The sequence below is a fragment of the Streptomyces sp. NPDC014870 genome, from assembly GCF_043081505.1.
Lineage (GTDB): Bacteria > Actinomycetota > Actinomycetes > Streptomycetales > Streptomycetaceae > Streptomyces.
Genome location: NZ_JBIBWQ010000005.1, coordinates 483,900 through 507,952 on the forward strand (window position 1 = coordinate 483,900; position 24,053 = coordinate 507,952).

The 24,053-nt window shown below is 71.6% G+C and carries 22 protein-coding genes; 12 read left to right on the plus strand and 10 right to left on the minus strand.

All coding sequences use genetic code 11. The annotated features are described in order from the left end of the window. Positions 1-33 precede the first annotated feature (33 nt). The 4 genes from ACF09C_RS17735 to ACF09C_RS17750 all read left to right on the plus strand — a co-directional run bounded on the left by ACF09C_RS17735 (position 34) and on the right by ACF09C_RS17750 (position 5,084). Positions 34-870 (plus strand): hypothetical protein, encoded by an 837-nt coding sequence (locus ACF09C_RS17735; protein ID WP_392092339.1) that lies wholly within the window; start codon positions 34-36, stop codon positions 868-870. Then, positions 867-2,159, plus strand: a complete 1,293-nt coding sequence (locus ACF09C_RS17740; RefSeq protein WP_392092340.1) for an ATP-binding protein — start codon at positions 867-869, stop codon at positions 2,157-2,159. Before ACF09C_RS17735 ends, ACF09C_RS17740 begins: the two co-directional genes overlap by 4 nt. Positions 2,160-2,238: 79 nt before the next feature. Continuing rightward, entirely contained in the window at positions 2,239-3,618 is a 1,380-nt protein-coding gene (locus ACF09C_RS17745; RefSeq protein WP_392092341.1) for an FtsW/RodA/SpoVE family cell cycle protein, read from the plus strand. Further along, positions 3,615-5,084 (plus strand): penicillin-binding transpeptidase domain-containing protein, encoded by a 1,470-nt coding sequence (locus tag ACF09C_RS17750; RefSeq protein WP_392092342.1) that lies wholly within the window; start codon positions 3,615-3,617, stop codon positions 5,082-5,084. The genes ACF09C_RS17745 and ACF09C_RS17750 overlap by 4 nt, the downstream gene beginning before the upstream one ends. A 4-nt stretch (positions 5,085-5,088) precedes the next feature. On the opposite strand, the gene ACF09C_RS17755 is transcribed toward ACF09C_RS17750, so the two are convergent. Both ACF09C_RS17755 and ACF09C_RS17760 read right to left on the minus strand, forming a co-directional pair. After that, positions 5,089-5,946, minus strand: a complete 858-nt coding sequence (locus tag ACF09C_RS17755) for a hypothetical protein (RefSeq protein ID WP_392092343.1) — start codon at positions 5,944-5,946, stop codon at positions 5,089-5,091. Positions 5,947-6,075: 129 nt separating this feature from the next. Beyond that, entirely contained in the window at positions 6,076-6,909 is an 834-nt protein-coding gene (locus ACF09C_RS17760) for an NAD(P)H-binding protein (RefSeq protein WP_392092344.1), read from the minus strand. A gap of 147 nt (positions 6,910-7,056) precedes the next feature. Between ACF09C_RS17760 and ACF09C_RS17765 the strand changes: the two genes are divergently transcribed. Beyond that, positions 7,057-7,593 (plus strand): TetR/AcrR family transcriptional regulator, encoded by a 537-nt coding sequence (locus ACF09C_RS17765; protein ID WP_392092412.1) that lies wholly within the window; start codon positions 7,057-7,059, stop codon positions 7,591-7,593. A 242-nt stretch (positions 7,594-7,835) separates the two neighbouring features. Beyond that, positions 7,836-8,711, plus strand: coding sequence for an alpha/beta fold hydrolase (locus ACF09C_RS17770; protein WP_392092345.1), 876 nt, complete (start codon positions 7,836-7,838; stop codon positions 8,709-8,711). 217 nt (positions 8,712-8,928) lie between these two features. Here ACF09C_RS17770 and ACF09C_RS17775 read toward each other — a convergent pair whose 3' ends face one another. From ACF09C_RS17775 to ACF09C_RS17785, 3 genes are all read right to left on the minus strand, one after another. Next, positions 8,929-11,175 carry an FG-GAP repeat domain-containing protein gene (locus ACF09C_RS17775; RefSeq protein ID WP_392092346.1) on the minus strand — a complete coding sequence of 749 codons (2,247 nt, stop codon included), beginning with the start codon at positions 11,173-11,175 and terminating at the stop codon, positions 8,929-8,931. Between the two features lie 219 nt (positions 11,176-11,394). Further along, positions 11,395-11,538 carry a hypothetical protein gene (locus ACF09C_RS17780; RefSeq protein ID WP_392092347.1) on the minus strand — a complete coding sequence of 48 codons (144 nt, stop codon included), beginning with the start codon at positions 11,536-11,538 and terminating at the stop codon, positions 11,395-11,397. A 21-nt stretch (positions 11,539-11,559) separates the two neighbouring features. Then, on the minus strand, positions 11,560-12,675 hold the full coding sequence (locus ACF09C_RS17785) for a ferritin-like domain-containing protein (RefSeq protein WP_392092348.1): 1,116 nt from the start codon (positions 12,673-12,675) through the stop codon (positions 11,560-11,562). A 200-nt stretch (positions 12,676-12,875) separates the two neighbouring features. Here ACF09C_RS17785 and ACF09C_RS17790 point away from each other — a divergent pair, with 200 nt between their 5' ends. From ACF09C_RS17790 to ACF09C_RS17810, 5 genes are all read left to right on the plus strand, one after another. Beyond that, complete coding sequence (locus ACF09C_RS17790; RefSeq protein ID WP_392092349.1) at positions 12,876-13,811, plus strand: diiron oxygenase; 936 nt, start codon at positions 12,876-12,878, stop codon at positions 13,809-13,811. A gap of 245 nt (positions 13,812-14,056) precedes the next feature. Further along, complete coding sequence (locus ACF09C_RS17795; protein ID WP_392092350.1) at positions 14,057-14,779, plus strand: TetR/AcrR family transcriptional regulator; 723 nt, start codon at positions 14,057-14,059, stop codon at positions 14,777-14,779. Positions 14,780-14,804: 25 nt separating this feature from the next. Continuing rightward, the gene (locus ACF09C_RS17800; RefSeq protein ID WP_392092351.1) at positions 14,805-15,074 is read left to right on the plus strand and encodes a hypothetical protein; all 270 of its coding nucleotides are present in this window, start codon (positions 14,805-14,807) and stop codon (positions 15,072-15,074) included. A 77-nt stretch (positions 15,075-15,151) separates the two neighbouring features. Beyond that, the gene (locus ACF09C_RS17805; RefSeq protein WP_392092352.1) at positions 15,152-16,432 is read left to right on the plus strand and encodes an NlpC/P60 family protein; all 1,281 of its coding nucleotides are present in this window, start codon (positions 15,152-15,154) and stop codon (positions 16,430-16,432) included. A gap of 121 nt (positions 16,433-16,553) precedes the next feature. Continuing rightward, entirely contained in the window at positions 16,554-17,102 is a 549-nt protein-coding gene (locus ACF09C_RS17810; RefSeq protein WP_392092353.1) for an RICIN domain-containing protein, read from the plus strand. Positions 17,103-17,159: 57 nt separating this feature from the next. On the opposite strand, the gene ACF09C_RS17815 is transcribed toward ACF09C_RS17810, so the two are convergent. From ACF09C_RS17815 to ACF09C_RS17835, 5 genes are read right to left on the minus strand one after another with little or no spacing between them, the layout of a single operon-like run. Continuing rightward, on the minus strand, positions 17,160-18,413 hold the full coding sequence (locus tag ACF09C_RS17815) for a styrene monooxygenase/indole monooxygenase family protein (protein ID WP_392092354.1): 1,254 nt from the start codon (positions 18,411-18,413) through the stop codon (positions 17,160-17,162). Positions 18,414-18,465: 52 nt separating this feature from the next. Beyond that, positions 18,466-19,131, minus strand: coding sequence for an ATP/GTP-binding protein (locus tag ACF09C_RS17820; protein WP_392092355.1), 666 nt, complete (start codon positions 19,129-19,131; stop codon positions 18,466-18,468). Continuing rightward, positions 19,112-19,513, minus strand: a complete 402-nt coding sequence (locus ACF09C_RS17825; protein ID WP_392092356.1) for a DUF742 domain-containing protein — start codon at positions 19,511-19,513, stop codon at positions 19,112-19,114. Before ACF09C_RS17825 ends, ACF09C_RS17820 begins: the two co-directional genes overlap by 20 nt. Beyond that, positions 19,510-20,034, minus strand: coding sequence for a roadblock/LC7 domain-containing protein (locus ACF09C_RS17830; protein WP_392092357.1), 525 nt, complete (start codon positions 20,032-20,034; stop codon positions 19,510-19,512). The genes ACF09C_RS17825 and ACF09C_RS17830 overlap by 4 nt, the downstream gene beginning before the upstream one ends. Continuing rightward, positions 20,031-22,880 (minus strand): nitrate- and nitrite sensing domain-containing protein, encoded by a 2,850-nt coding sequence (locus ACF09C_RS17835; RefSeq protein WP_392092413.1) that lies wholly within the window; start codon positions 22,878-22,880, stop codon positions 20,031-20,033. The genes ACF09C_RS17830 and ACF09C_RS17835 overlap by 4 nt, the downstream gene beginning before the upstream one ends. Positions 22,881-23,271: 391 nt before the next feature. Between ACF09C_RS17835 and ACF09C_RS17840 the strand changes: the two genes are divergently transcribed. Next, positions 23,272-24,045: a hypothetical protein gene (locus ACF09C_RS17840; RefSeq protein WP_392092358.1), complete on the plus strand. Its 774-nt coding sequence runs from the start codon at positions 23,272-23,274 to the stop codon at positions 24,043-24,045. Positions 24,046-24,053 lie beyond the last annotated feature (8 nt).

The window sequence follows — 24,053 nt, forward strand, 5'->3', positions numbered from 1 at the left end:
CGGGTCACGGAGAGCGGACCTACGAGGAGCGGAGTGGGACAGCGCGGACTGCGGTTCGTCGCCGCCGTGGCCCTGGCCGTGGCGGCGCCGTTCGTGCTGTCCGGCTGCGGCACCGAGGGGCAGCTGAAGAGCGCGGGGGCCACCCCCACCGCCATCGGCCCCGTACGGCTCTGGCCCGAGCTGCCCCCGGCCACCGAGCCGCCGCTCGACTACGGCGAGACCGACACCCAGTCCGTGCCCGGCATCGACGTCCCCGACAACGACGTCCGCCGCGTCGACGCCGTCGCCGTGGTCCGGGCCGAGGTGAACGCCCACCCGGACACGTACTCCGGCGCGGACGGCATGTACGAGGAGACGGCCCGGCAGATCGGCCGGTGCCCGCAGGAGCCCGGGAAGTGCCCGGTCCTGCGGGCGTACTACCGGGACCTGACCGGCAACGGCCGTGACGAGCTGATCGTCGGCATCCGCATGCCCGACCAGCAGGTCGGCGTGCGGGTCTACCTCGCCGAGAACCACGGACTGACCCGGATCATGGCCACCGTCGACCAGGTGATCAGCGTCGAGCTGGCCGGCCGCGACCTGATCGTGCGGGCCGCCTCGGCCGGCATCCCCGGGTACGAGTACCGCACGGCCTGGTCCTGGGACGAGCAGCAGCGCGCGATGCTGCCGACCCGGGACGAGATCGTCCGCGTCAAGCCGCGGGGCCCGTCCGCCCCGCCCGCGCCCGAGCCCCGGCTCGTAGAGCCCACGCCCCGCCCGTCGCCGGCCGCCACCTCACGCGTGCCCGGGCCCTCGGGCTCCCCCGAGCCCCCTGCCTCGTCCACCGCTTCCGGCTCGGGCTCCGACGACCCCTTCGTGGAGCCCTCGTGACGGCCCGCCGCGGGCGCAGGCCCCGGCTCCCGGCCTGGACCGCGACGCTCACCTGGAAGTCGGCGGTCTTCATCACCGTCATGTGCTGCGCCCTGGCGGCGCTGCTCGGCGCCCTCGTCCATGTGTCGGTCGCGGGCCAGACCGAGGACGACTTCCGTGAGCGGGCCCTGACCCGGCTCGGCGCCGCCTCCCGTGCGTACGAGGCGGGCGACCCGCTGCCCCGGGCCGCCGGGATCGACCCCGAGGGCCTGCCCGAGGAGCTGCGCGCGCTGGCCCTGAAGGGCCAGCGGGGCACGGTGGTCGAGGACCACCGGGGCCGGGCGACGATGTGGGCGGCGGCGCCGGCGGATGGCCGCGCGCTCGCCGTGCGGGTGGACTACTCCCCCGGCAAGGAGATCATCGAGGGGCTCGACCGGTCGATCCTGGGCTCCTCGGTCCTCGCGATCGGGGCGACGCTCCTCGTGGGCGCGTTCGCGGTCACCCGGGTCACCCGGCGACTGCACCTGACCGCCCAGGTGGCCCGGCGGATCAGCGCGGGCGACCTCGACGCGCGCGTGGACGACCCGCGCACCAAGGACCCCGCGCGCCCGCAGGACGAGGTGGCCACGGTCTCCGGGGCCCTCGACACGATGGCCTCCTCGCTGCAGCGCAAGCTCCAGACCGAGCAGCGCTTCACCGCGGACGTGGCGCACGAGCTGCGCACCCCGCTGACCGGCCTGTCCGCGGCGGCCGAACTCCTGCCGGAGGGGCGCCCGTCGGAGCTGGTCAGGGACCGGGTGAAGGCGATGCGCTCGCTGACCGAGGACCTCCTGGAGATCTCCCGGCTCGACGCCCGCAACGAGACCGTGGACCTGGCCGTGCACGATCTCGCCGCGATCACGCGGGGCGTGGTCCGCGCGTCCGGCACGGAGACGGACGTGCGGGTGGTGCGCGACGCGACCGTCGAGACGGACCGGCGGCGCCTGGAGCGGGTCCTCGGCAACCTCGTCGCCAACGCGCACCGGCACGGCGCCCCGCCGGTGGTGCTGACCGTGGACGGCGCGGTGGTGACCGTGCGGGACCACGGCCCGGGATACCCGGAGTACCTGCCGGCGACGGGTCCGCAGCGGTTCCGTACCGAGAGCGGCGGCAAGGGGCACGGTCTCGGGCTCACGATCGCTGCCGGGCAGGCCGAAGTGATCGGCGCGGAGCTGGTCTTCGCCAACGCCCCGGACGGCGGCGCGGAGGCGCGCCTGACGCTGCCGGAGTACGTGAGCCTCGCCGAACCGGACGAGGAACCGGAGCCGTGACGGGCAGGACGGGCGTGGCGTGACGGCACACCGTCACACATAAGGGATATAAGCCATATCGCTTGCTACGTTGCGGTCCATGACCGCAACGACGGCGGACGCTCCCCCGCCCGGGGTTCGCACCCCGAAGCGCCGCGGCGTGGAGCTCTCCCTCCTCGTCTGCGCCGTCCTGCTCTCCGTCCTCGGCTATGTCGACGTGGGCCTCGCCCACAGCGGCGCCGTGCCACCGGACGCGCTGCGCCACGGGGCCGGTCTCGGCGGGCTCGCGCTCCTCGCCCATCTCGCGGTGCGGTTCCGGGCGCCGTACGCCGACCCGCTGCTGCTGCCGATCGCGGTGCTGCTCAACGGCCTCGGCCTGGTGCTGATCTACCGGCTCGACCTGGAGACCCCGAAGGACCAGGCGGCCTTCGCGCAGCTGGTCTGGTCGGCGCTCGGGGTGGCGCTCTTCGGCGCCGTCGTGGTGCTGCTGCGCGACCACCGGACGCTCCAGCGGTACGCGTACCTCTCGATGGCCAGCGCGCTCGTCCTGATGCTCCTGCCGATCTTCTTCCCCGCGGTCAACGGGGCGAAGATCTGGATCCGGATCGGCGGACTCTCCTTCCAGCCCGGCGAGTTCGCGAAGATCCTGCTCGCGGTCTTCTTCGCCGCCTATCTGGCGGCCAACCGCAACGCGCTGGCGTACACCGGGCGCAGGATCTGGCGGCTCCAGCTGCCCACCGGCCGGGTGCTCGGGCCGATCGCGGCGATCTGGCTGCTGAGCGTGGGCGTGCTGGTCCTGGAGCGGGACCTCGGCACCTCGCTGCTCTTCTTCGGCCTCTTCGTGATCATGCTGTACGTGGCCACGGGCCGGACCGGCTGGATCGCGGTCGGGCTGCTCCTCGCGGGCGTCGGGGCGTTCGCGGTCGGCTCGGTCGAACCGCATGTGCACAGCCGGGTCGAGGACTGGCTGAACCCGTACGCCTCCATCGAGGCCGGCGACGGGCCGAGCCAACTCGCCCAGTCGCTGTTCTCCTTCGCGGCGGGCGGGATGCTCGGCACGGGTCTCGGCCTCGGGCACTCGATCCTGATCGGCTTCGCCGCCAAGTCCGACTTCATCCTCGCGACGGCCGGCGAGGAGCTGGGCCTGGTCGGCCTCACCGCCCTGTTCCTGCTGTACGCGCTGCTCGTCGCGCGGGGGTACCGCGCGGGGCTCGCCCTGCGCGACCCCTTCGGGCGGCTGCTCGCGATCGGCCTCGCCTCGATCCTGGCCCTCCAGGTCTTCGTGATCGCGGGCGGGGTGATGGGCCTGATCCCGCTGACCGGCATGGCGATGCCGTTCCTCGCGCAGGGCGGCTCGTCCGTCGTGACCAACTGGATCATCGTGGCGCTGCTGATCCGGGTCAGCGACTCGGCCCGGGCGCCCCGCCCGGAGCCGGTCGAGACCGGGGTCGTCGCGCCGATCGTGGAGGACGCCCGGTGATCCCGTACATCCGGCGGGCGGCGGCGCTCTGCCTGGTCCTGCTCGTGGCCCTGCTCGTCAACGCGGCTCGGGTGATGGTCGTGCAGTCCGGGTCGCTGGACGAGAACCCGGCCAACCGGCGTATCGCGATCTCCCGTTGGGGCGAGCCGCGCGGCGAGATCCTGGTCGACGGGCGGCCGGTGACCGGATCGCGGGACAGCGGCCAGCAGCTGCGCTACGAACGGACGTACCAGCAGGGCCCGTTGTACGCGCCGGTGACCGGCTTCGCCTCGCAGACGTACGGCACGACGTTCGTGGAGCACGCCGAGGACGGCGTCCTGGCGGGCACGAGCCCGCTGCTCTCGCCGTTCCCGTTCTGGAACGACCTCAGCCGGGGCCGGCAGTCGGGCGGCGACGTGGTGACGACGATCCGGGCGTCGATGCAGCAGGCCGCGTACAGGGGGCTGGCCGGGAAGCGGGGCGCGGTGGCGGCCGTCGAGCCGTCGAGCGGCCGGATCCTGGCGCTGGTCTCCTCGCCCTCGTACGACCCGGGTGAGCTGTCGGGGACGGGGGACGGGGTCAAGGGGGCCTGGGCCCGCCTGAACACCTCGCCCAGCCAGCCGATGCTGAACCGGGCGATCCGGCAGACGTATCCGCCCGGCTCCACGTTCAAGATCGTGACGGCGGCCGCCGCCCTCGACGCGGGCACGGTGACGGACGTCGAGGCACCGACGGACACCCCCGACCCGTTCGTCCTGCCCGGGACCCGGCAGGTGCTGCCCAACGCGGCCACCGGCTGCGGCAACGCGTCCCTGGCGTACGCGCTCCAGTGGTCGTGCAACACCGTGATGGCGGGGCTCGGGGTGGACGTGGGGCTCACCGGGATGGTCGACGCGGTCGAGCGGTTCGGCTTCAACGACACCGGCCTGACGATCCCGTCCTGGGTGGCCAGGTCCAACTTCGACCGCGCGATGAGCGACGACCAGCTGGCGCTCTCGTCCATCGGCCAGTTCGACACGACGGCGACGCCGCTGCAGATGGCGCTGGTGGCGGCGGCGGTGGCCAACAGCGGGGAGATCGCACACCCGTACCTGGTCGAGCGGACCACGACGGCGCGCGGCCGGACGGTCGACACGACCGGCCGGCGCAGCTACCGGCAGGCGATGCGCCCCTCGACCGCGACCCAGCTGCAGCGGCTGATGGTCAGGGCGGTCGAGGAGGGCACGGGCGCCAACGCGGCGATCCCGGGAGCCACGGTCGGCGGCAAGACGGGCACGGCGCAGCACGGCCTGGGCAACACCGGCACTCCGTACGCCTGGTTCATCGCCTGGGCCCAGGCCGCGGACGCGGCCCAGCCCGCGGTGGCGGTCGCGGTCGTCGTCGAGGACGCCGAGGCCAGGCGTACGGAGATCAGCGGCGGCGGCAGCGCGGCGCCGATCGCCCGCGCGGTCATGGAGGAGGCGCTCCGCGCCGAGCCGAACCGCTAAGGCCCTAGTTGATCGGCTTGCGCATCTCGGCGCGGACCTTCGCCGTGGTCTCGGCCAGTTCGGCCAGGTCGACGTCGTACGGGTCGGCGGTGGCCGACTCGGTGGTGACGACGGCGACGAAGGAGGCCGTGTTCTCGTCGCCCCAGGCGCACATGGGGAGGGTCGCGGTCCCGGTGGCGTCCTTGGTGGTGGTGACCTGGCAGCTGACGGTCACGTCGTGGCCGGCCGGCTTGAAGTCCTTGGGCTTGATCACGAGCGTGGTGCCTTTGTCCTTGGCCGCGCCGGAGAGGATCGAGGCGCGGGTGAGGGACGGGTTCTTGATCCTGCCGTGGAAGCCGGAGACGACGAGGACGGAGCTCTCCGCGCCGGTGTACTGGGCGATGGCCGCCTTGGGGTCCTTGACCGTGGGGTCGTAGGTGTCCTCGACCTCCTTGCCCTCGGTCTCGGAGGCGTCGTTGGAGAGCGTGAACTTCCCGTCCAGGAGCGTCTTGGGCACGACGAGCTTGTGCGTCGCCTCCGGGAAGTCGCCGGTGACGCCGGCACCGTCGAGGACGAGCTTGCCCGCGTAGCCGAGCCCGGCGACGACGGCCAGGCAGCCGACGACGAGCCCGACGATCAGCCCGGTCCGCTTCTTCTTCGGCGGCGGCCCCATGGGCGGCTGTCCCCAGCCGCCCGCGCCGGGCCCCGGGTACTGCTGGGGGACGCCGGGCTGCTGCGGGTAGCCCTGGTGCGGCGGGCCGTAGGGACCGGGCTGCTGGGGGTACCCCTGCGGCGGGCCGTAGGGACCCGGCTGCTGCGGGGGCGGGACGGGACCGCCGTAGGGGTTCTGCGGCGGCTGGTTCGGCGGTGGCGGCATGCTCATGGCGGGCACGGTACGTCACGGGTGTGAACGCCGGAAATCCCGGGTCCCCCGCACCGCCGGGCCTGCCCGCCGGACAGCGAGCACTCCGTCAGTGCCCGTAGGTTTCCCGATGCGCGCCGGCGCCGTCGGTCAGGCGAAGGCAGCGGCGTTGCGCTTGGCCCAGTCGGCGAAAGTGGTGGCGGGGCGGCCGAGGATCTTCTCGACGTCGGGGCTGACGGTCTGCTCGCGTGGGGTGGGGGTGCCGATGATGTCGAGGGTGGTGTCGGCGACCGGGGCGGGCATGAAGGTGAGCATCTGGGCGCGGGCCTCCTCCCGGGTCTGGTCGATGAAGGTGACCTGCTCGCCGATGGCGTCGGCGATGGCGGCGGCGCGCTGGAGCGGGGTGGTCGGGGCGGGGCCGGTGAGTTCGTAGCTGGCCTTGGTGTGGCCGGGCCGGGTCAGGACGGCGGCCGCCACGGTCGCGATGTCGTCGGGGTCGATGGCCGGGAGGCCGACGTGACCGAAGGGCGCGGCGATGGTGCGGCTCGTCTTGACCGAAGGAGCCCAGGCGTAGGCGTTGGAGGCGAAACCGCCCGGGCGCAGGATGGTCCAGTCGGTGCCGGAGTTCATGACGGCCTGTTCGTAGGCGGCGAAGGCCTGTCCGTGTGACAGAGAGTCGGGTCGGGTGGCCACACCCTGTGAGGAGAGCAGGACGATCTTGCCGTAGCCGGCGAACGGAGCGACGACGGCGGTGGGGTCGCCGGTCATCATGAGGTCTCCACCGACGAGCAGGAAGACCGCGTCCGCCGTGGCGGGCAGATCGGCGACCGGCTGGGCGAGGTCGGCGGCGGCGGCGCGCACGCCGGGCGGGACATCGGCCTGGGTGATGCGGCGCGAGACCGCGGTCACCTCGTGTCCCTGCTCGGTCAGGAGGCGGACGAGCGTACGGCCGACATTTCCGGTGGCACCAGTGACAACGATCATGAAGGGGTCCTCGCATCAGAGCCTGTTAGTTAGTCGACTGACTAATACAGCGGAGCGTAGCACGAGTCGGGTCGTATAGTTAGTCGGGTGACTCACTCAAAGCAGCCCGCCCGTGCGCGAGTCGCCGGCGCGAAGCGGCAGCGACTGATGGAAGCCGCGGCCGACGTCGTGCACCGACGAGGCGCCGAGCGCACCACCATCGCCGATATCGCGCACGCGGCCGAAGTGCCCGTGGGCAACGTGTACTACTACTTCAAGACCAAGGACGAACTTGTCGCCGCCGCACTGTCCGAGCACGAGCGACACCTGAACCTGCTCGTCGGCCATCTGAGCCGGCTCCCGGATCCGCGTGAGCGCCTCAAAGGCCTGATCGAGGGCTGGGTGGGCCAGCGCGACCTCGCCGTCCGCTACGGCTGCCCGACCGGCACTCTCGCCGCGGAGCTGGGAAAGCGCGATCAGGGTGGCCTGGACGTCGAAGCGGGCAGGGTTGTCCGGCTCCTGCTGACCTGGGTGGAGGGCCAGTTCCGCGAGCTAGGTCAGCCGGATCCCAAGGGCATGGCTCTCACCCTGGTGGGCGCCTATCAGGGCATGTCCCTGCTGACCAACGCCCTGCGAGACCCGGAGGTCATGGAACATGAGGGCGCTCGCCTGACCGCCTGGATCGACTCCCTCGAGGCCTCCTGAGCCCAGCGTGCCGCACCCGGAGATGAGGGGCTGCACCTCTCACAGGAGTCGACGAGCCGGGCCAGGTGCTCGCCGGCGACAGTCGAGGGCGTCTCGCTCCTGAAGACCCGTGCGGCGAGTTCGGCGCCTTCGAAGGTTTCTGGATAGATCGTTCGTTCTAGCTTGTGGCCGCATGGGCACCGTGCTAGCTTCCGACTAGTTAGAACGTTCTTTCTAGAAGTTCTCGATGCGAGGAGCTGGAGATGGAGATGGAACACAAGCGGATCACCGTCAACGGCCTGGACCTGGCCTACGTCGAAGCAGGAGAAGGGCCGCTCGCCCTGATGCTGCACGGCTTCGACACACCCAGGCTCTACCGGTACCTCATGCCCGCTCTGGCCGAGGCGGGATACCACGCCGTGGTCCCCACGATGCGAGGGTTCGCCCCGTCCCAGATACCGCCGGACGGCAGCATGCGCCTCCCCGACCTGATCGCCGACGCCAACGGCCTGCACGAGGCGCTCGGCGGCGGCTCCGACGCCGTCCTGATCGGGCACGACTGGGGCGGGTTCACCACCTGGGGTGCGGCCGCGGCCGCACCCGAGCGGTGGGCCAAGGTCGTCGTCAACGATGTCCCGCCCTTGGAGTTCTACGACCGCAACAGCGCGGATCCCGCCAGGATCGAGCGGTACGTCCACTTCTATTTCTTCCAGATGGCCATAGCCGACCAGCTCGTCGCGGCCAACGACCTCGCCTACCTCGACTGGCTCTGGGACCACTGGACGGGGAACGTCCCCGGCTACGACTCCACAGAGGACCGCAAGGCGATGAAGGAGGGGCTCGACACGCCGGAGAGGCTCCACCTCGGCCTGGAGCTCTACCGGCAGAACTTCCCGGCCGCAACATTCGGCACCTCGCAATGGGAGATGGTCAGCGTGCTGGACAAGCTGCCTTCCCAGCCCACTCTGTACCTCCACGGAACCGAGGACCCCGTGGTCGACGAGGCGACGCTCGCCGACATCGTCGCCATGCTGCCGCCGGGATCGGACGGCGCGATGATCGAAGGCGCCGGCCACCATCTCCTCGCCGAGAAGCCGGAGGAGGTCAACCGGCGCATCCTCGCCTTCCTGACCCGCTGATCACACCCCTGACTCCCGCCGGAGAAGGCATCCACCGGAATCCGGGGCCTTCACTCCCGGCATGAGGCCGGAACGCCGGCCTGCGCTCCGCTGGGTGCGGGGGCGAGGGGAGTCAACGAGGCTCTTGTGTTGATGAGTTGAGCCGTCGAGCACTCACTCAACGGCACAGGAGCCTCCACCTGTCACCACGTCACGCCCGGGGCCGTCTGCCGACGGATCAGACGACGGAGGTGGGCCTGTCGTTGGGCATGCCGGTGGCCTCGCGCTGCCCGAACGGGGCGCTCCAGCTGCCGGTGCCCTTGTACAGGTACGTGGTGTCGTCGCCGGCGACGGTGACGAACAGGTCGGGTCGGCCGTCACGGTCGGCGTCACCGACACCGACGATGTGGCTGTACGCGCCCCAGCCGGCGCCGACCCTGATGCGCGGTGCGAAGGTGCCGTCGCCCTTGCCGAGGTACAGCCAGAGGACGCCCGAGCTGTCACGGGCGACCAGGTCTCCGGCAGGCGCTCCGGCGATGTTGCCGGTGGCTGTGATCAGGTTGTGTCCCTGCCAGCCCGTACCGATCTTCACGCGCGTCGCGTACGGCGTCCGCCAGCTGCCGGTCCCCTTGTAGAGCCACATGGCCCCGGCGGCATCGGTGGCCACGAGATCGGGCTTCCCGTCGCCGTTGAGGTCGCTTCCAGCGGCGATCTTGTTGTAGACGCCCCAGCCCGAGCCGATCTTGTACCGGCCGGCGAAGGTACCGTCGCCGTTGCCGAGGAAGTGCCACAGAACACCGGCCGTGTCACGGGCGACGATGTCCCCGTGGGCGGCTCCGGCGATGTTCCCGGCAGCCTCGATCTGGTTGTAACCGCCCCAGCCGGTACCGACGAGCTTCTGCTCCCCCGACGACAGCCGGTGTTTGGAGGGGTCGTAGTAGTCGTAGGGGCCGTAGTGCGAATCGGTGCGCCACAGCCGTCCCGAGCCGTCGCGCAGGAGCACGTCCGGGGAGCCGTTGTCGTTGTAGTCGTGCGGAGCGGGCTTGCGGACGACCTTGAACGTGCCGGTGGCGGTCAGGGCCGGCCCCATGCCGTTCAGGGGATGGGCCTCGATCTCCCAGGTGTAGTCGCCGTTGTACGCCGTCTCGTCGTTCATGGGCGCGTTGTCGAGATGGCCCATCCAGTCGAAGCGCACGACCCCGTTGTCCGGGAAGCGGTACCCCTGAGGGTTGCCCACGATCTTTCCGGTCCGGACGTGCCGCAGGGTGACCCAAGCCTCCACGTTGGCCCGGGACAGCTTCCATTCGAGCGACGCCTGGCCCCGGTTCCGATCGAGGTCGACCGTGGCGGGGATGTTGTGGCTCACCAGGGTGACCTTGGTGGACTCGCCACTGCTCGCGACGAGCGTGGCCGCGGGTGTCCCGTCGGCACCGGGGGCGATCCGGTACAGACCCTCGCCCTGCTCGACCGTGCCGCCGCGAACGATCCGCGCGCCGTCGGGCGCGGCAGCGGCCGTCAGGGTGTGGTCGAGGAGCTTGCGGGTGGTGATTCCGTCCTTCAGGCTGCGCGCGGTCAGGGCATGCAGGGGATTCACCTGGGGGTCGGTAAGGCCGCTGCGTGTGCCGTACGTGACCCAGTCGCCGACCAGACCGACCTCGAGGTCGCGCCGCCACAGGTTGCCGACCGCGAAACTCTGCGCTGCCTTCGTCGCGCGGTCGAAGGCGACCACCGTGGCGTGGGACGCCGCGTCGTACTGGACCCAGGCGAGGTGCGTCGCCGAGAGGACGATGCCGCGCGTGTAGGCACGGGGCAGTTCGTACGTCTCGGTCACCGTGTTGGTGGCGAGGTCGATCGTGGCCACGTACCTCTTGACCACCGCATCCGTCTCGACGTTGTAGCTCAGCAGGGCGTGATCGGGCGTGCCGGCACTGACGCTCACGTATTCGGCGCCCCCCGGAAGACCGGCCGTCACCTTGCCCGGCCCGCCGGTCTCGGTGTGCATGTGGAGGACGTTGTCCCCGTCCACGTCGAACACTGTGGTGAACAGAGCCTTGCCCGCGGCTCCCGCGTACAGGCCCTCGGCAGAGGAGACAGAGGCCAGCTTCTGGCCGGTTGCCATGTCCGTGAGTTCGGCACCAGTGAGCCGGCTGGAGGACACGATGTCGCCTGAGCCGGTGCTCTTGGTGTCGGCGGCCCAGTCGAGGGCCGTTGCGGGAGAGCCGTCCGCCGGAACCCAGGACCGCGTGGATTCGGAGTCCCGGGGGTGGGATTCGGTCAGGTAGCCCGTGGCGGTGGCACCGAAGACGGTGCTGTTCCTCGGGAACGGTGCGACGTTCGTCGTGGTCACCGCCGCCACCCCCGCCGTGCCCTCGGCGGCCGGGGCGGCGATCGCCGGGGCGGTCAGAGCGGTCGAACCGGCGGTGACGGCGAGCACCGTGACGACGGCGGTTGCGAGACGCCGAAGGGCGGGACGGGCGTGGGACAAGGTTGGTTCTCCTCAGGAACACCAGGCGCATCATTCGTTCCGCCGGGTCAGACTCCCGAGCACGAAGAAGGTTGTACCTGGTTGCACGCCCCCTGCGCGATCGGGGCTGCTGAAGCGCGGGGGGGGATCTCCAGCCTGGGTCGCTCGCGCGGCGGGTACACCAACAGGCTCCACCTGAGCGCGGACGGCCGCTGCCGCCCGCTGTCCCTCATCGTTCGTTCAGAGCGAGGGCAGGCCGTGCTCGTAGCCCTCGACCTCGTAGTACTTGAGCACGCGCGAGACCGCTTCCCGAACCGGCCCTCTCAGGTAGGGGATGGCATCGCTTGGGTGGATCGGGGCATGCCCGGCCGCATCCACCTCCATGCGTGATCGCCCGGGCAGTTCCTAGTCCGCGGACTCGGCCCCGCCCTGCGCGATGGCCTCCGCCACCTCGGCCACCCGCTCCCGCTCCTCCACCTCGAACCGCTCGCGGTCCAGCGCCTCCGCGATCTCCTCGTCCTGGCGCATCAGCAGGTCCAGGTTGGAGTCGCCGAGGTCGAAGACGCCCATGTCCAGATAGGCCTTCTGGAGCCGTTCGCCCCACAGGCCGATGTCCTTGACGCACGGGACGATCCGGCTGAAGAGCAGCTTGCGGAAGAGGTGCAGGAACTCGTTCTGCTCGCTGTACTCCTCCGCCTCCTTCCGCCCGATGCCGAAGTTCTCCAGGACCTCGATCCCGCGCAGCCGGTCCCGCATCAGGTAGCAGCCCTCGATCACGAACTCCTCGCGCTCGCGAAGCTCCGCGTCCGACAGCTGCTTGTAGTAGTCGCGCAGCGCCATCCGGCCGAAGGCCACGTGCCGGGCCTCGTCCTGCATCACGTACGCCAGGATCTGTTTGGGCAGCGGCTTGTCGGTGGTGTCGCGGATCATGCCGAAGGCGGCGAGGGCGAGGCCCTCGATCAGGACCTGCATGCCGAGGTACGGCATGTCCCAGCGGGAGTCGCGCAGGGTGTCGCCGAGCAGGCTCTGGAGGTTGTCGTTGATCGGGTAGAGCATCCCGATCTTCTCGTGCAGGAAGCGGCCGTAGACCTCCGCGTGCCGGGCCTCGTCCATGGTCTGGGTCGCTGAGTAGAACTTGGCGTCGAGGTCGGGGACGGACTCGACGATCCGCGCGGCGCAGACCATCGCGCCCTGCTCGCCGTGGAGGAACTGGCTGAACTGCCAGGAGGCGTAGTGCCGGCGCAGCTCGCCCTTGTCCTTCTCGGTCATCTTCGCCCAGTGGCGGGTGCCGTAGAGGGTGAGGACGTCGTCGGGGGTGCCGAGCGGGTCGTACGGATCGACCTCGAGGTCCCAGGCGATGCGCTTGTTTCCGTCCCACTGCTTGTCCTTGCCCTTCTGGTAGAGGGCGAGGAGACGTTCCCGACCGTCGTCGTAGTCCCAGCTGAAGCGGGCCGAACCCGTCGCGGGGACCTGCCAGATGGGGTCTTCCGGGGCTTTCGTGTAGAGGTCGCGCGTCGACACTGACGACTCCTTACTCTCCCTGCGAAGTGCTCGCCGGACGTGGTCCTCCCGGCAGGCTGACACCTTGGTAGACACCGGGTCAACAAGTCGTGCGCAAGGGATTGACGGTCTTGCTGACGGGCAGTCTCATAAATGACGACCGGGCGCTACCGCCGGTATCCGGTAACCCGACCGCGAGCACAGCGAGGTGTCGTACCGCCATGACCACCCGTACCGAGCTGGACTTCACCCTCCTGCGGGACGCCCTCGGCCCGCTGCGCGACCGTGAGCAGGTCGCCGCCCGACTCCTCGAGTCCTCCCTCAAGCACTCCTTCGACCCGGAGAAGGAACTCGACTGGGCCGCACCCCTGGAGGACGGCAAGTGGTTCTGGCCGCCCGAGCTGGTCTCGCTCTACGACACCCCGATGTGGCGGCGGATGTCCGAGGAGCAGCGGATGGACCTCGCCCGGCACGAGGCCGCCTCGCTCGCCTCGCTCGGCATCTGGTTCGAGATCATCCTGATGCAGCTGCTCGTCCGGCACATCTACGACAAGTCCCTCACCAGCGACCACGTGCGGTACGCCCTCACGGAGATCGCCGACGAGTGCCGACACTCGATGATGTTCGCCCGCATGATCCAGAAGGGCGGCGCGCCCGCCTACCGGGTGCCTCGGATCTACCACAACCTGGCCCGCGTCCTGAAGACCGTCTCCACCACGCCCGGCTCCTTCGCCGCCACACTCCTCGGCGAGGAGATCCTGGACTGGATGCAGCGGCTGACCTTCCCGGACGAGCGCGTCCAGACCCTGGTGCGCGGGGTCACCCGCATCCATGTCGTCGAGGAGGCGCGGCACGTCCGCTACGCCCGCGAGGAGCTTCGGCGCCAGATGATCACCGCGCCGCGCTGGGAGCAGGAGTTCACCCGGCTCAGCTGCGGCGAGGCCGCCCGGGTCTTCTCCACCTGCTTCGTCAACCCCCAGGTGTACGACAACGTGGGGCTGGACCGCCGCCAGGCCCTCGCCCAGGTCAGGGCGAGCGGCCACCGCAGGGAGGTCATGCAGTCCGGGGCCAGGCGGCTGACGGACTTCCTCGACGACATCGGCGTGCTCCGGGGGCCGGGGCGACGGCTCTGGAAGTCCTCCGGGCTGCTGGCCTGAGACCCGCGACCGCACCCCTAGGGTCTTTCGTTCGGATCAGGCCGGATCAGGGAGCGGGGTCTGGTGCATGGGGTCTCCCCAGGCCCTCTGGGCCTAGGGGACGGATCGCAAGGCGGAGGAGGGAGTCAACGCGGAGCGTTGGCAACCGACGACAACGCGGCGAGGCACGGCACCAGGGCCCGCGAGCCCGGCGTGATCCAAACGAGAGGCCCTGGGTGTCACCGAGCAGAGTTACCCTGCGAGGCATGACCAGTGCCGCCTCGCCCGCGTACCGCCGGCTCAGCGTCGAGGAGCGCCGGGTGCAGCTCCTCGCCGCCGCCCTGACGCTCTTCGCGCACCGGGCGCCCGACGAGGTCTCCCTCGACGACGTCGCCGAGGCGGCGGGCGTCTCGCGGCCGCTGGTCTACCGCTACTTCCCCGGCGGCAAGCAGCAGCTGTACGAGGCGGCGCTGCGCTCCTCCGCCGACGCGCTGGAGCGCTGCTTCTTCGAGCCGCCGACCGGGCCGCCCACCGAGCGGCTCGGTCGGGTCCTCGACCGGTACCTGGCCTTCGTGGACGAGCACGACGCCGGGTTCAGCGCCCTGCTCCAGGGCGGCAGCGTCGCCGAGACCTCCCGGACCACCGCGATCGTGGACGAGGTGCGGCGGGCCGCGGCCGAGCAGATCCTCGTCCACCTGGGGGTGGACGAGCCCGGCCCCCGGATGCGGATGATGGTCCGTACCTGGATCGCGGCCGTGGAGGCGGCCTCGCTGATCTGGCTGGACGAGGGGAAGCAGCCGACGGCGGGCGAGCTGCGGGACTGGCTGGTGGACCACCTGGTCGCGCTGCTCGCGGCCACGGCGGCGACCGACGAGGAGACCGCGTCGGTGGTCAAGCGGCTCCTCGCCCAGGAGAGACCCGACGGGCCGGTGGGGACGCTGGCGCGGCGGGTGACACCCGTGGTGAGCGAGGCCGCGCACCTCCTGTGAGACCGGTGTGTACGAGACTGGTCGGGTGAGAAGCGAGAAGACCCCCTTCCGAGGCGGCCCCCTGGACGGCGAGATCCTGCCGATCCTCGTCGGCCCGACCGGGCACCCGCCGAAGTGGTACGACGTGCCCGTACCGGACGCGGACGGCGGCCCGCCGACCGTCCACACCTACCGCCGCGAACCGGCCGGCCACACCAAGCGGCTCAACCTGCCGCGCGGCTGGGTCTACGAGTACGTCCCGGAGGGCCGCGAGCCGTTCAGGCCGAAGTGGCCCTGGACCAAGCCGAACGGGTGAGGCCGTTGGGCTGATTCGCCCCTTTGTGCGCTCATCCGACCGCACGGTCCCGCCATCATCTCGGTGGAGGTGATGACGTGTCAGGAAGGCTGCTGCGCACGGTCTGCACGGGGGTGCTCGCCGCGTCGACGGCGCTCGCCGGGGTCCCCACGGCCACGGCGGACGACCCGGCGGACCCGACGGTGGAGGCGCCGGCGACTACGGTTCCCCCGGGGCCGGCGGAGGCACCGGTGACGGTCGAGGGCCAGGAACCGACGGAAGGCCCGGCGGAGGACGCCGACGGCACACCCGCCGACGGCGCCGCCGAACTCCCGCCCCCCGGCGGGAACTCGGTCGCCGGGCTGCTCACCCGGCTCCGGACCCTCTACCGCCAGGCCGAACAGGCCACCGAGGCCTTCAACGCGACCGACGAGGCCCTGCGCCTCCAGACCGCCGACACGAAGAAGGTCACCGACGCCCTCGCCGGGGCCCGCGAACGCCTCGCCCAGGGCCGGAGCGCGGCCGGGCGGCTCGCCAGGGAGCAGTACCAGGGCCGGGTCACCACCTCGACGTTCTCCCCGTACCTGCGGCTGCTCCTCGCCGACGACCCCCAGCGGGCCCTGGACCAGAGCCACCTGATGGACCGCGCCGCCCGGGACCGGGCGGGCACCGTGGCCCGGCTCGCGGCGGACGAGAAGAGGGCCGGCGAGCTGGCGACCGCCTCCCGCAAGGCCCTGGAGGCGAAGCGGAGCCTCTCCGCACGGCAGGGGAAGCAGCGCGACGACGTCCGGAAGAAGCTCGGGGAGGTCCAGAAGCTGCTCGCCTCGCTCCCGGACGACCAGCTCGCCCGGCTGACCGAACTGGAGCGGACCCAGACCGCCGGCGCCCAGCGCGAGCTGCTCGACTCCGGCGTCCTGGACGGCGACCGAACCCCGTCACAGCAGGGCGGCGACGCGCTGACGTACGCGGTCCGGCAGATCGGCAAGCCGTACGAGTGGGGCGCCGAGGGACCGGAGTCGTACGACTGCTCGGGGCTCACCTCGCAGGCCTGGGCGAACGCGGGCCGGGAGATCCCGCGCACCAGCCAGGAGCAGTGGCGCACCCTGCCGAAGGTGCCGCTGCGCGAGCTGCGCCCGGGCGACCTGGTGGTCTACTTCCCCGAGGCCACCCATGTGGCGATCTATCTCGGCCACGGCCTGGTCGTCCAGGCCCCCCGCCCGGGCGCCAAGGTCAAGGTCTCCCCGATCGCCGCCAACCCTCTCCTGGGCGCGGTCCGGCCCGACCCGAGTGCGGCGGCCCTCCCGTCGTACACACCGCCCGAGCTTCCGGCGGGGGCCACGGACGGGTCTGACGAGGGGTACGACCGGGGCGGAGCCTGAGACGGAACGGAGGAAGGCGTTCCACTTCCCGATATCAACTGGCGTTGAGAACCGATCAGTTGGGGCTGATACTTATGCGATCATGACAATGATTTCCGGCCACGGGCCGGAACCTTCTTGATTGCAGAGGACCATGAAGTTCAACCCGATCACCCGCGCCCGTCGCGGACTGCTCGTTCTCGCCGCATCCCTCGGCCTCGTCTTCGGCGTCTCGGCCCTTCCGGCCCAGGCCGCGCAGATCTACTCCGCGGGCACATTCACGGTCCGCGTGGGCCACTCCAACCAGTGTCTTGAGGTGGCGGACTGGAGCACGGCGAACGGCGCGGCCGTCCGCCAGTGGCCCTGCACCGGTGGCGCCAACCAGCAGTGGGAAATCCTCTACTACAGCGCCACGCCCGTCGGCGCGTTCTACTACCGGAACGTCAACAGTGGCAAGTGCCTGGAGATCGGCGGCTGGGGACGCCACAACGGTGCGACCGCCAACCAGTGGGACTGCCACTACGGCTGGAACCAGCTGTTCCACAACAGTTCCACTCTCCAGACGGACCCCGAATACGTCTGGGGCAAGTGCCTGGAGATCGCCGACTGGAGCACGCAGCCGGGCGCCCGCGCACGGCTGTGGGACTGCCACGGCGGCGCCAACCAGAGCCTTACCAGGCGGTTCGTGTGACCCCCGGGCGGGCGTCGGGCACCCGCCCGGCGCCCGCCCGCCCTCTTCCCCCGACCGTCAGGCCCCGGTGACCGACGCCAGGTAGGCCTCGGTCTTCTCCGGCTCGTAGAAGAAGTTCTCGAAGTCGGCCGGGTCGTTGAAGCCGTTCGCGAAGCGGTCGGCGACCGGCTGGAGCTGGCCGGCGGCGCCGATCAGGTTGAGGACGTGCTCCGGGGGAACGCCGAGCATCGCGTTCGTCCACTTGGTGACGTGCTGGGCGGTGTTCCAGTACCGGTCGAAGGTGGACTGCATCCAGGCCTCGTCGAAGGGCTTGTCGCCGTGCTCGACGATCGCCGCGAGATAGGCGGCCGCGCACTTGGACGCCGAGTTCGAGCCCTGGCCGGTGATCGGGTCGTTGGCGACGACGACGTCCGCGACGCCGAGCGCCAGGCCGCCGCCGGGGAGGCGGCCGATCGGGTTGCGGACGGTCGGGGCGTAGCGGCCCGCCAGCGTGCCGCCCGCGTCGGTCAGTTCGACCTTGGTGGCCCGCGCGTACTCCCAGGGCGTGAACTTCTCCATCAGCTCCAGCGTGAGCGAGAGGTGCTCCGCCGGGTCCTTGCTCCCCTGGAAGACGTCGAGCGGGCCGCCGGGTATGCCCTCCCAGAAGAGGATGTCGGCACGGCCCGACGTGGTCAGGGTCGGCATGACGAAGAGTTCGCCGACGCCCGGGACCAGGTTGCAGCGGACCGCGTCGAAGTCGGGGTGCTCGGGGCGGGGGCCGAGGCCGTGGACGTACGCGACGGCCAGGGCGCGCTGCGGCTCGCCGTACGGGGAACGGGCCGCGTCGCGGCCGAACATGGAGACCAGCTCGCCCTTGCCGGCGGAGACGAGCACCAGGTCGTATGTGCGGGAGAAGTAGTCCAGGTCGGAGACGGCCGCGCCGTGGATGACGAGCTGGCCGCCGCGCTGCGCGAAGGTCTCCATCCAGCCGGCCATCTTCACGCGCTGGTCGACGGACTGCGCGTGGCCGCCGAGCTTGCCGACCCAGTCGATCACGCGCTGCGCTGTGTTTGTCTCAACAGCGAGGGGGCCCGCGACGGAGACGCCGAGGCCCTCGATGCGCGGGGCCTGGGACTCCCAGAAGTTGATGCCGAGGTCGCGCTCGTGCTGGAGCGCGGTGTCGAACATGCACTGGGTGGACATGACCCGGCCGGACCGGATCTCGTCGGCCGTGCGGTTGGACATCAGGGTGACTTCGTACCCCTGCGCCTGCAGTCCGAGGGCGAGCTGGAGACCGGACTGGCCGGCTCCGACGATGAGTATCTTCCGCATGGCGGGTGTTCCTAACGACGTACGGACCTGCGGACCTACGGGGTCGGTCCGGCTATTCGGGGGCGGCTTCGAGCGCGTGCGCGACCATCGCGAGCAGGGTCTCCACCACGCTGTACCGCTTGCGCGCGTCCATGATCACGACGGGTACGTGCGGGGGGACGGTGAGCGCGTCGCGGACGTCCTCGGGCTCGAACCGCTCGGTGCCCTCGAAGTGGTTGACGGCGACGATGTACGGCAGGCCGCAGCTCTCGAAGTAGTCGAGGGCGGGGAAGCAGTCGGTCAGCCGGCGGGTGTCGGCGAGCACGATCGCGCCGATCGCGCCGCGCACCAGGTCGTCCCACATGAACCAGAAGCGCTGCTGGCCGGGGGTGCCGAAGACGTACAGGACGAGGTCGTCGTCCAGGGTGATCCGGCCGAAGTCCATCGCGACGGTCGTCGTGAGCTTGTCGGGCGTCGCGGAGAGGTCGTCGGTGTCCTGACTGGCCTGGGTCATCAGCGCCTCGGTCTGGAGCGGGGTGATCTCCGAGACGGCACGGACGAAGGTCGTCTTGCCGACGCCGAAGCCGCCCGCGACGACGACCTTGGTGGCTATCGGGGCCCGGGTGTGGTCGAGCTGCCAGTCCTGCGCGCCCTCTTCGGGCTCGGCCTGGGCGGCCTGGGGCTGGGCGGGGATGCCGGCGAGCGCCGGGGCAGCGGCTTCAGAGACGGCGGAGTCCACTGAGCACCCTTTCGAGGAGCGCGCGGTCGGGCTGCCCGGTGCCGTGACCGGTCCCGTACACACGGATCTTTCCCTGGTCGGCCAAGTCGCTGAGCAGCACACGGACGACACCGAGCGGCATCTTCAGAAGCGCCGAGATCTCCGCGACGGTACGCATCCGGCGGCAGATCTCGACGATGGCCCGCATCTCGGGCATCAGGCCCCGGACGAGCCCGCCGTCCGTCAGGACCTTCCGCGCGGGCGCCGCTTCGAGGGCCGCGACGAAGGTCTCGACGAGCAGGACGTGGCCGAACCGGGTGCGGCCGCCGGTGAGCGAGTACGGGCGTACCCGCGCGGGGCGGCGGCCCTCCCCTCGTACCGGCAGTCGGTGTGTCGCGCTCACTGGGCGTCCTCCATCGATTTGCGCAGCTCGCTGCGGAGTTCGGGGGTGAGGACGTGTCCGGCACGGCCGACGAAGAGCGCCATGTGGTAGGCGACCACGCTCATGTCGCAGTCGGGCTCCGCGTGCACACCGAGCAGCGAGCCGTCGCTGATGGACATGACGAAGACGCTGCCCTCCTCCATGGCCACCATCGTCTGCTTGACGCCGCCGCCGTCCATCAGCCGGGCGGCGCCGACGGTGAGGCTGCCGATGCCCGAGACGATCGTGGCGAGGTCCGCGCTGGAGCCGCGCGGGCCGCGCGGGCGGTCCGCCGGTGCGGGCGCCGTGTCCTGCGCCGCCGGGTCGGACGAGAGCAGGAGCAGTCCGTCGGAGGAGACGACGGCGACCGAGCGGACGCCGGGCACCTCCTCGACGAGGTTGCCCAGCAGCCAGTGCAGGTTCCGGGCTTCCTTGCTCAGTCCGAACGCTCCGGTCGTCCCGGTCTCAGGTGTTCCGGTCGCAGATGTTCCGGTCGCAGTCAACCGCGTGCCTCCTCGACGTTCTCCCCCGTCTTCTCCTCGGTACGTGCTTCGATCTCTGCCTCGACGTCCCTGCGGCCCTCCTCGGCGCCTCGGTGGAAGCCGCCGAGCCTGCGGCGCAGGACCTCCGGGTCCACGCCACCGGGGCGCGGGGCGGGGGCGGAACCGGCCTGCGGGACGATCCTCGGCGTGCGCTTGGGGAGTCCCTTGTCGGTGACGCGTGGGGCGGCCGCCGGTTCGGTCTCCTCCGGGGCGCGCTCGTGCGTGTCGGGCTCGGGCGGCGGGTCGGGCAGCCGGACCTGGAGCGTGGTTTCGGCGACGGACGGCTGGGGGAGTTCGGGGCCGTCGGCGGGCTCGGGGGCGGTGGGCATGGCCTCGGGGACCTCGGGGACCTCGGGCGCCTCAGGGGCCGTGAGCGTGGCCTCAGGGGCCTCGTTCGCCTCGGGGGCTTCCTCGGTGTGCGCCTCGGTCGCCTCTGCGGCCTCTGCCGCCTCAGGGGCGTCCGCGGCCTCCGTTGCCTGCGCCGCCGCGATGGCGCGCTCCGCCGCCTCCACGAGCGGGTCCCGGGTGCGGGACGGCAGGGTGTTGGAGTTGGCCTCGGCGACCGAGCCGGGGAGGTTCAGGGTGGGCGCTCCGCCCGCGACCGGGACGGCCGGCGGGCCCGCGGTCGGCGGGGCCGTCGCGAGGAGCGTCTGCGGCAGGACGACGACCGCCGCGATACCGCCCTGCTTCTGCTCGCGCAGCTGCACCCGTACGCCGTGGCGGGCGGCCAGCAGCGCCGTGACGCGGATGCCGAGCCCCTCGCCCTCGATGTCGCCCGGGTCCGCCTCGGCGAGCCGCGCGTTGAGCTCGGCGAGCCGGGACTCGGCCATGCCGATGCCCTCGTCCTGGACGGAGAGCATGACCTCGCCGCTCTCCAGGAGCCAGCCGGAGAGCTGGACCTGTGCGTCGGGCGGCGAGAAGGAGGTGGCGTTCTCCAGGAGTTCGGCGATCAGGTGGCTGAGGTCGTCGGCGGCGAAGCCGGCGATCTGGGCGTGCGGCGGCAGGGACTGCAGGGTGACCCGCTCGTACCGCTCGATCTCGCTGACGGCGGCGCGGAGCACGTCCACCAGCGGGACGGGACCGGGGTGCCCGTGGACGTGCTCGTGGCCGGCGAGGACCAGCAGGTTCTCGCTGTGCCGGCGCATGACGGTCGCCATGTGGTCGAGCTTGAAGAGGGTGGCGAGGCGATCGGGGTCCTGCTCGCGCTCCTCCAGCTTCTCGATGACGCCGAGCTGCCGCTCCACGAGCCCGAGGCTGCGCAGCGAGAGGTTGACGAAGGTGTGCCGGACGGTGTGCCGGAGCCGTTCGAGCTCGGCCGTGAGGAGGGCGGTCTGACCCTGGAGTTCGGCGCGTTGGGCGGCCAGCTCGGAGCCGAGCGCCTCGCGCGCGCCCGCCAGGTCGGCGCGCTCGCTGTCGAGGGCCGCGACGCGCCGGCCGAGGTCGGCGAGCTTGGAGTGGAGGGTGTTGAGCGACCGTACGACCTGGGCGAACTCGTCGTTGCGGCCGGTGAAGCGGACCGGCTCCTCCCGCTCGGGCTCCGGGGCGGCGGCGAGCCGCGCGGCGCCGATGCGCACGACGGCGAGCGGGCGGGTGAGGCTGCGGGCGACGAAGGTGGAGATGCCGATGGCGACGAGGAGGCAGCCGCCGAGGAAGGCGATACGCACTTCGAGGGCGGTGACGTCCTCGTCGCGGAGTTCGGCGAGGCGCTCCACGCGGGTGGCGGAGAGGGCGGACTCGACGCCGCGCATCTGCTCGATACGGGCGGAGAGCGCGGCGTCCAGCTGCTCGGGGTCGGTCCTGCGCTCGGACTTGGTGAGTTCGGGCTGGTCGGTGAGGCGGGCGAGGAGGCCCTCGGCCTTCTTGACGTCCGGTCCCGTGACCGTGGCCGCGAGGGAGTCGCGCCCGGTGGTGGCGGCGGACTGGTCGAAGTCGGCGAGGGTGGCCAGTTCGCGGACCCGGGCCTGCTGGGCGGCGGCCGTGAGGGCGTTACGGGTGCGGTCGGCCTCGTCGGCGCCTTCCGCCTTCTTGGGGACGTAGGTGCCGGTGATCGGGTCGTACTCGACGCCGTCGGACTCGGGCTGGGGTACGGCGAGGGCGGCGAGGAGCAGGCCGCGGGCGGCCGAGGCCTGTTCGACGGCGCGGCCCAGGGCGGCGGGGGCCCGGGTGGCGTCGGCGGCGCGGGCGGGGGTCTGCTCGGCGAGCTCGTCGGCGAGGGCCTGGAGCTTGGCGATGACGTCGGTGTACGCCTTGTGGGCTTCGAGCGCGGTGCCCTCGCCGGTGAGCGCGGTACGGCGCAGGGTGGGCAGGCCCGCGAGGTCGCGGCGCAGTTCGGCGGGGGCGGCGGGCCTGATCTCGTCGATCTGGCGGTCGACGCGGGTCGAGCGCGCGCTGGTGACCTGCCGCTTCTTGGCGGTGTCGCCCTGCTGCTCGTCGCGTCCGGCGGCGATGTAGGCGACGACCTCGTCGCGCTCGTCGGCGAGGGAGTGGGCGAGGGTGACGGCCTGTCGGTCCAGTTCGGCGAGGGTGACCAGGCGCTGGGAGTCGGTCAGTTCGCCGGAGGCGGTGAGGATCGCGGGCGCGCCGGCGGCGAGCACGGTGACGCCGACGAGGGCGACACCGGCGACGAGCCGGTTGCGGACGCGCTTGGGTCGCCCGACGCTCGCGGGGACGGGAGCGGGAGGCGTGCTGCTCCCGGGCGTGGCGATTCCGGGTACGGCGCCGGGGCCCGTGGCGTCGCCCGTGCTCAGCGGGTCACCGGGGGCCTGACTCCGCGTGCCGTTCTTGCTCCGAGGCCGCTTCTTCTGCACCGGTGCTGCTCGCATTCTCGACTCGTCCGCCCATGAAGCAGAGGTGACGACCGGTCACGTGCTGAGAGCGCCCCCACCCCTGGTACGGCTTCCGACCATTCCAGCGCTTCTGGGAAGGGGACGCGCATCGGCCGCTCCGCCACCCGAACGAGTGAACAACACTCCTGAGTTGGCGAACAACTCCGTGCGCCGACATTTCCGGGGCCGTACGGAGCGCCGGTTGGATCTTCCGCGCGGGCTTTGGCAGGATGCCCGCCCGCAGCTCGCCGGAGCCTCCGCTTCCGGCTCTTCCGAGGCCCTCGAAGCCTTGGTACGGACCGGATTCGGCCGTTTGGAGACGCTGTGAAGGTGCGCCGCGGCACCGGGGCACCGGCGGGGCAGACTGGGCGGCATGCGCACCGAGGTCGTCACCCTTCCCGGCAGTCCCGAACGCCCCAACGAGGACTGGGCGGCCACGGCTCTACCCGCGTCCGGAGCGGGCGGAACGGTCGTGGTGCTCGACGGTGTGACACCGCCGGCCGGTGATGACGGTTGTGTGCACGGCGTTCCCTGGTTCACCGCCCGGCTCGGCGGTGCGCTGACCGAACTGTCCGCTTCGCGAGGCGATATGACGCTGTCCGGGATTCTGGCCGAGGCCATCGGGCGCACCGCAAACGCCCACCGCGACACCTGTGACCTTTCTCACGTACGTACACCTCAGGCGACGGTCGCGATGGCGCGCTGGGACGAGGCTCGCGTGGAGTTCCTCGTCCTGTCGGACTCGGTCCTGCTTCTCGCGGCCCCGGACGGCCGGGTGCGGGCGGTGCTCGACGACCGGCTCGACCGGATCCCTGACGAGGTGCGCCGTTCGCTCGCGGCGACGGACCGGCTGCGGAACCGCGAGGGCGGCTTCTTCACGGCGGCTGCCGACCCGGACGTGGCCCGGCGGGCGGTGACCGGGACGGCGCCCCGCACGGAGGTACGGGCCCTCGCGGCGCTCACGGACGGAGCGTCGCGCTGGGTGGAGCTGTTCGGCGAGGGTGACTGGGCGGACTGCTTCGCCGTCCTCGGGAAGGAGGGCGCGCACGGGCTCCTGGCGCGGGTCCGCGCGCTGGAGGAGTCGGGTGGCGCCGTGCACCGCTGGAAGCGGCACGACGACGCGACGGCGGTGTACGCGGTCCTGTGAGGCCCTCG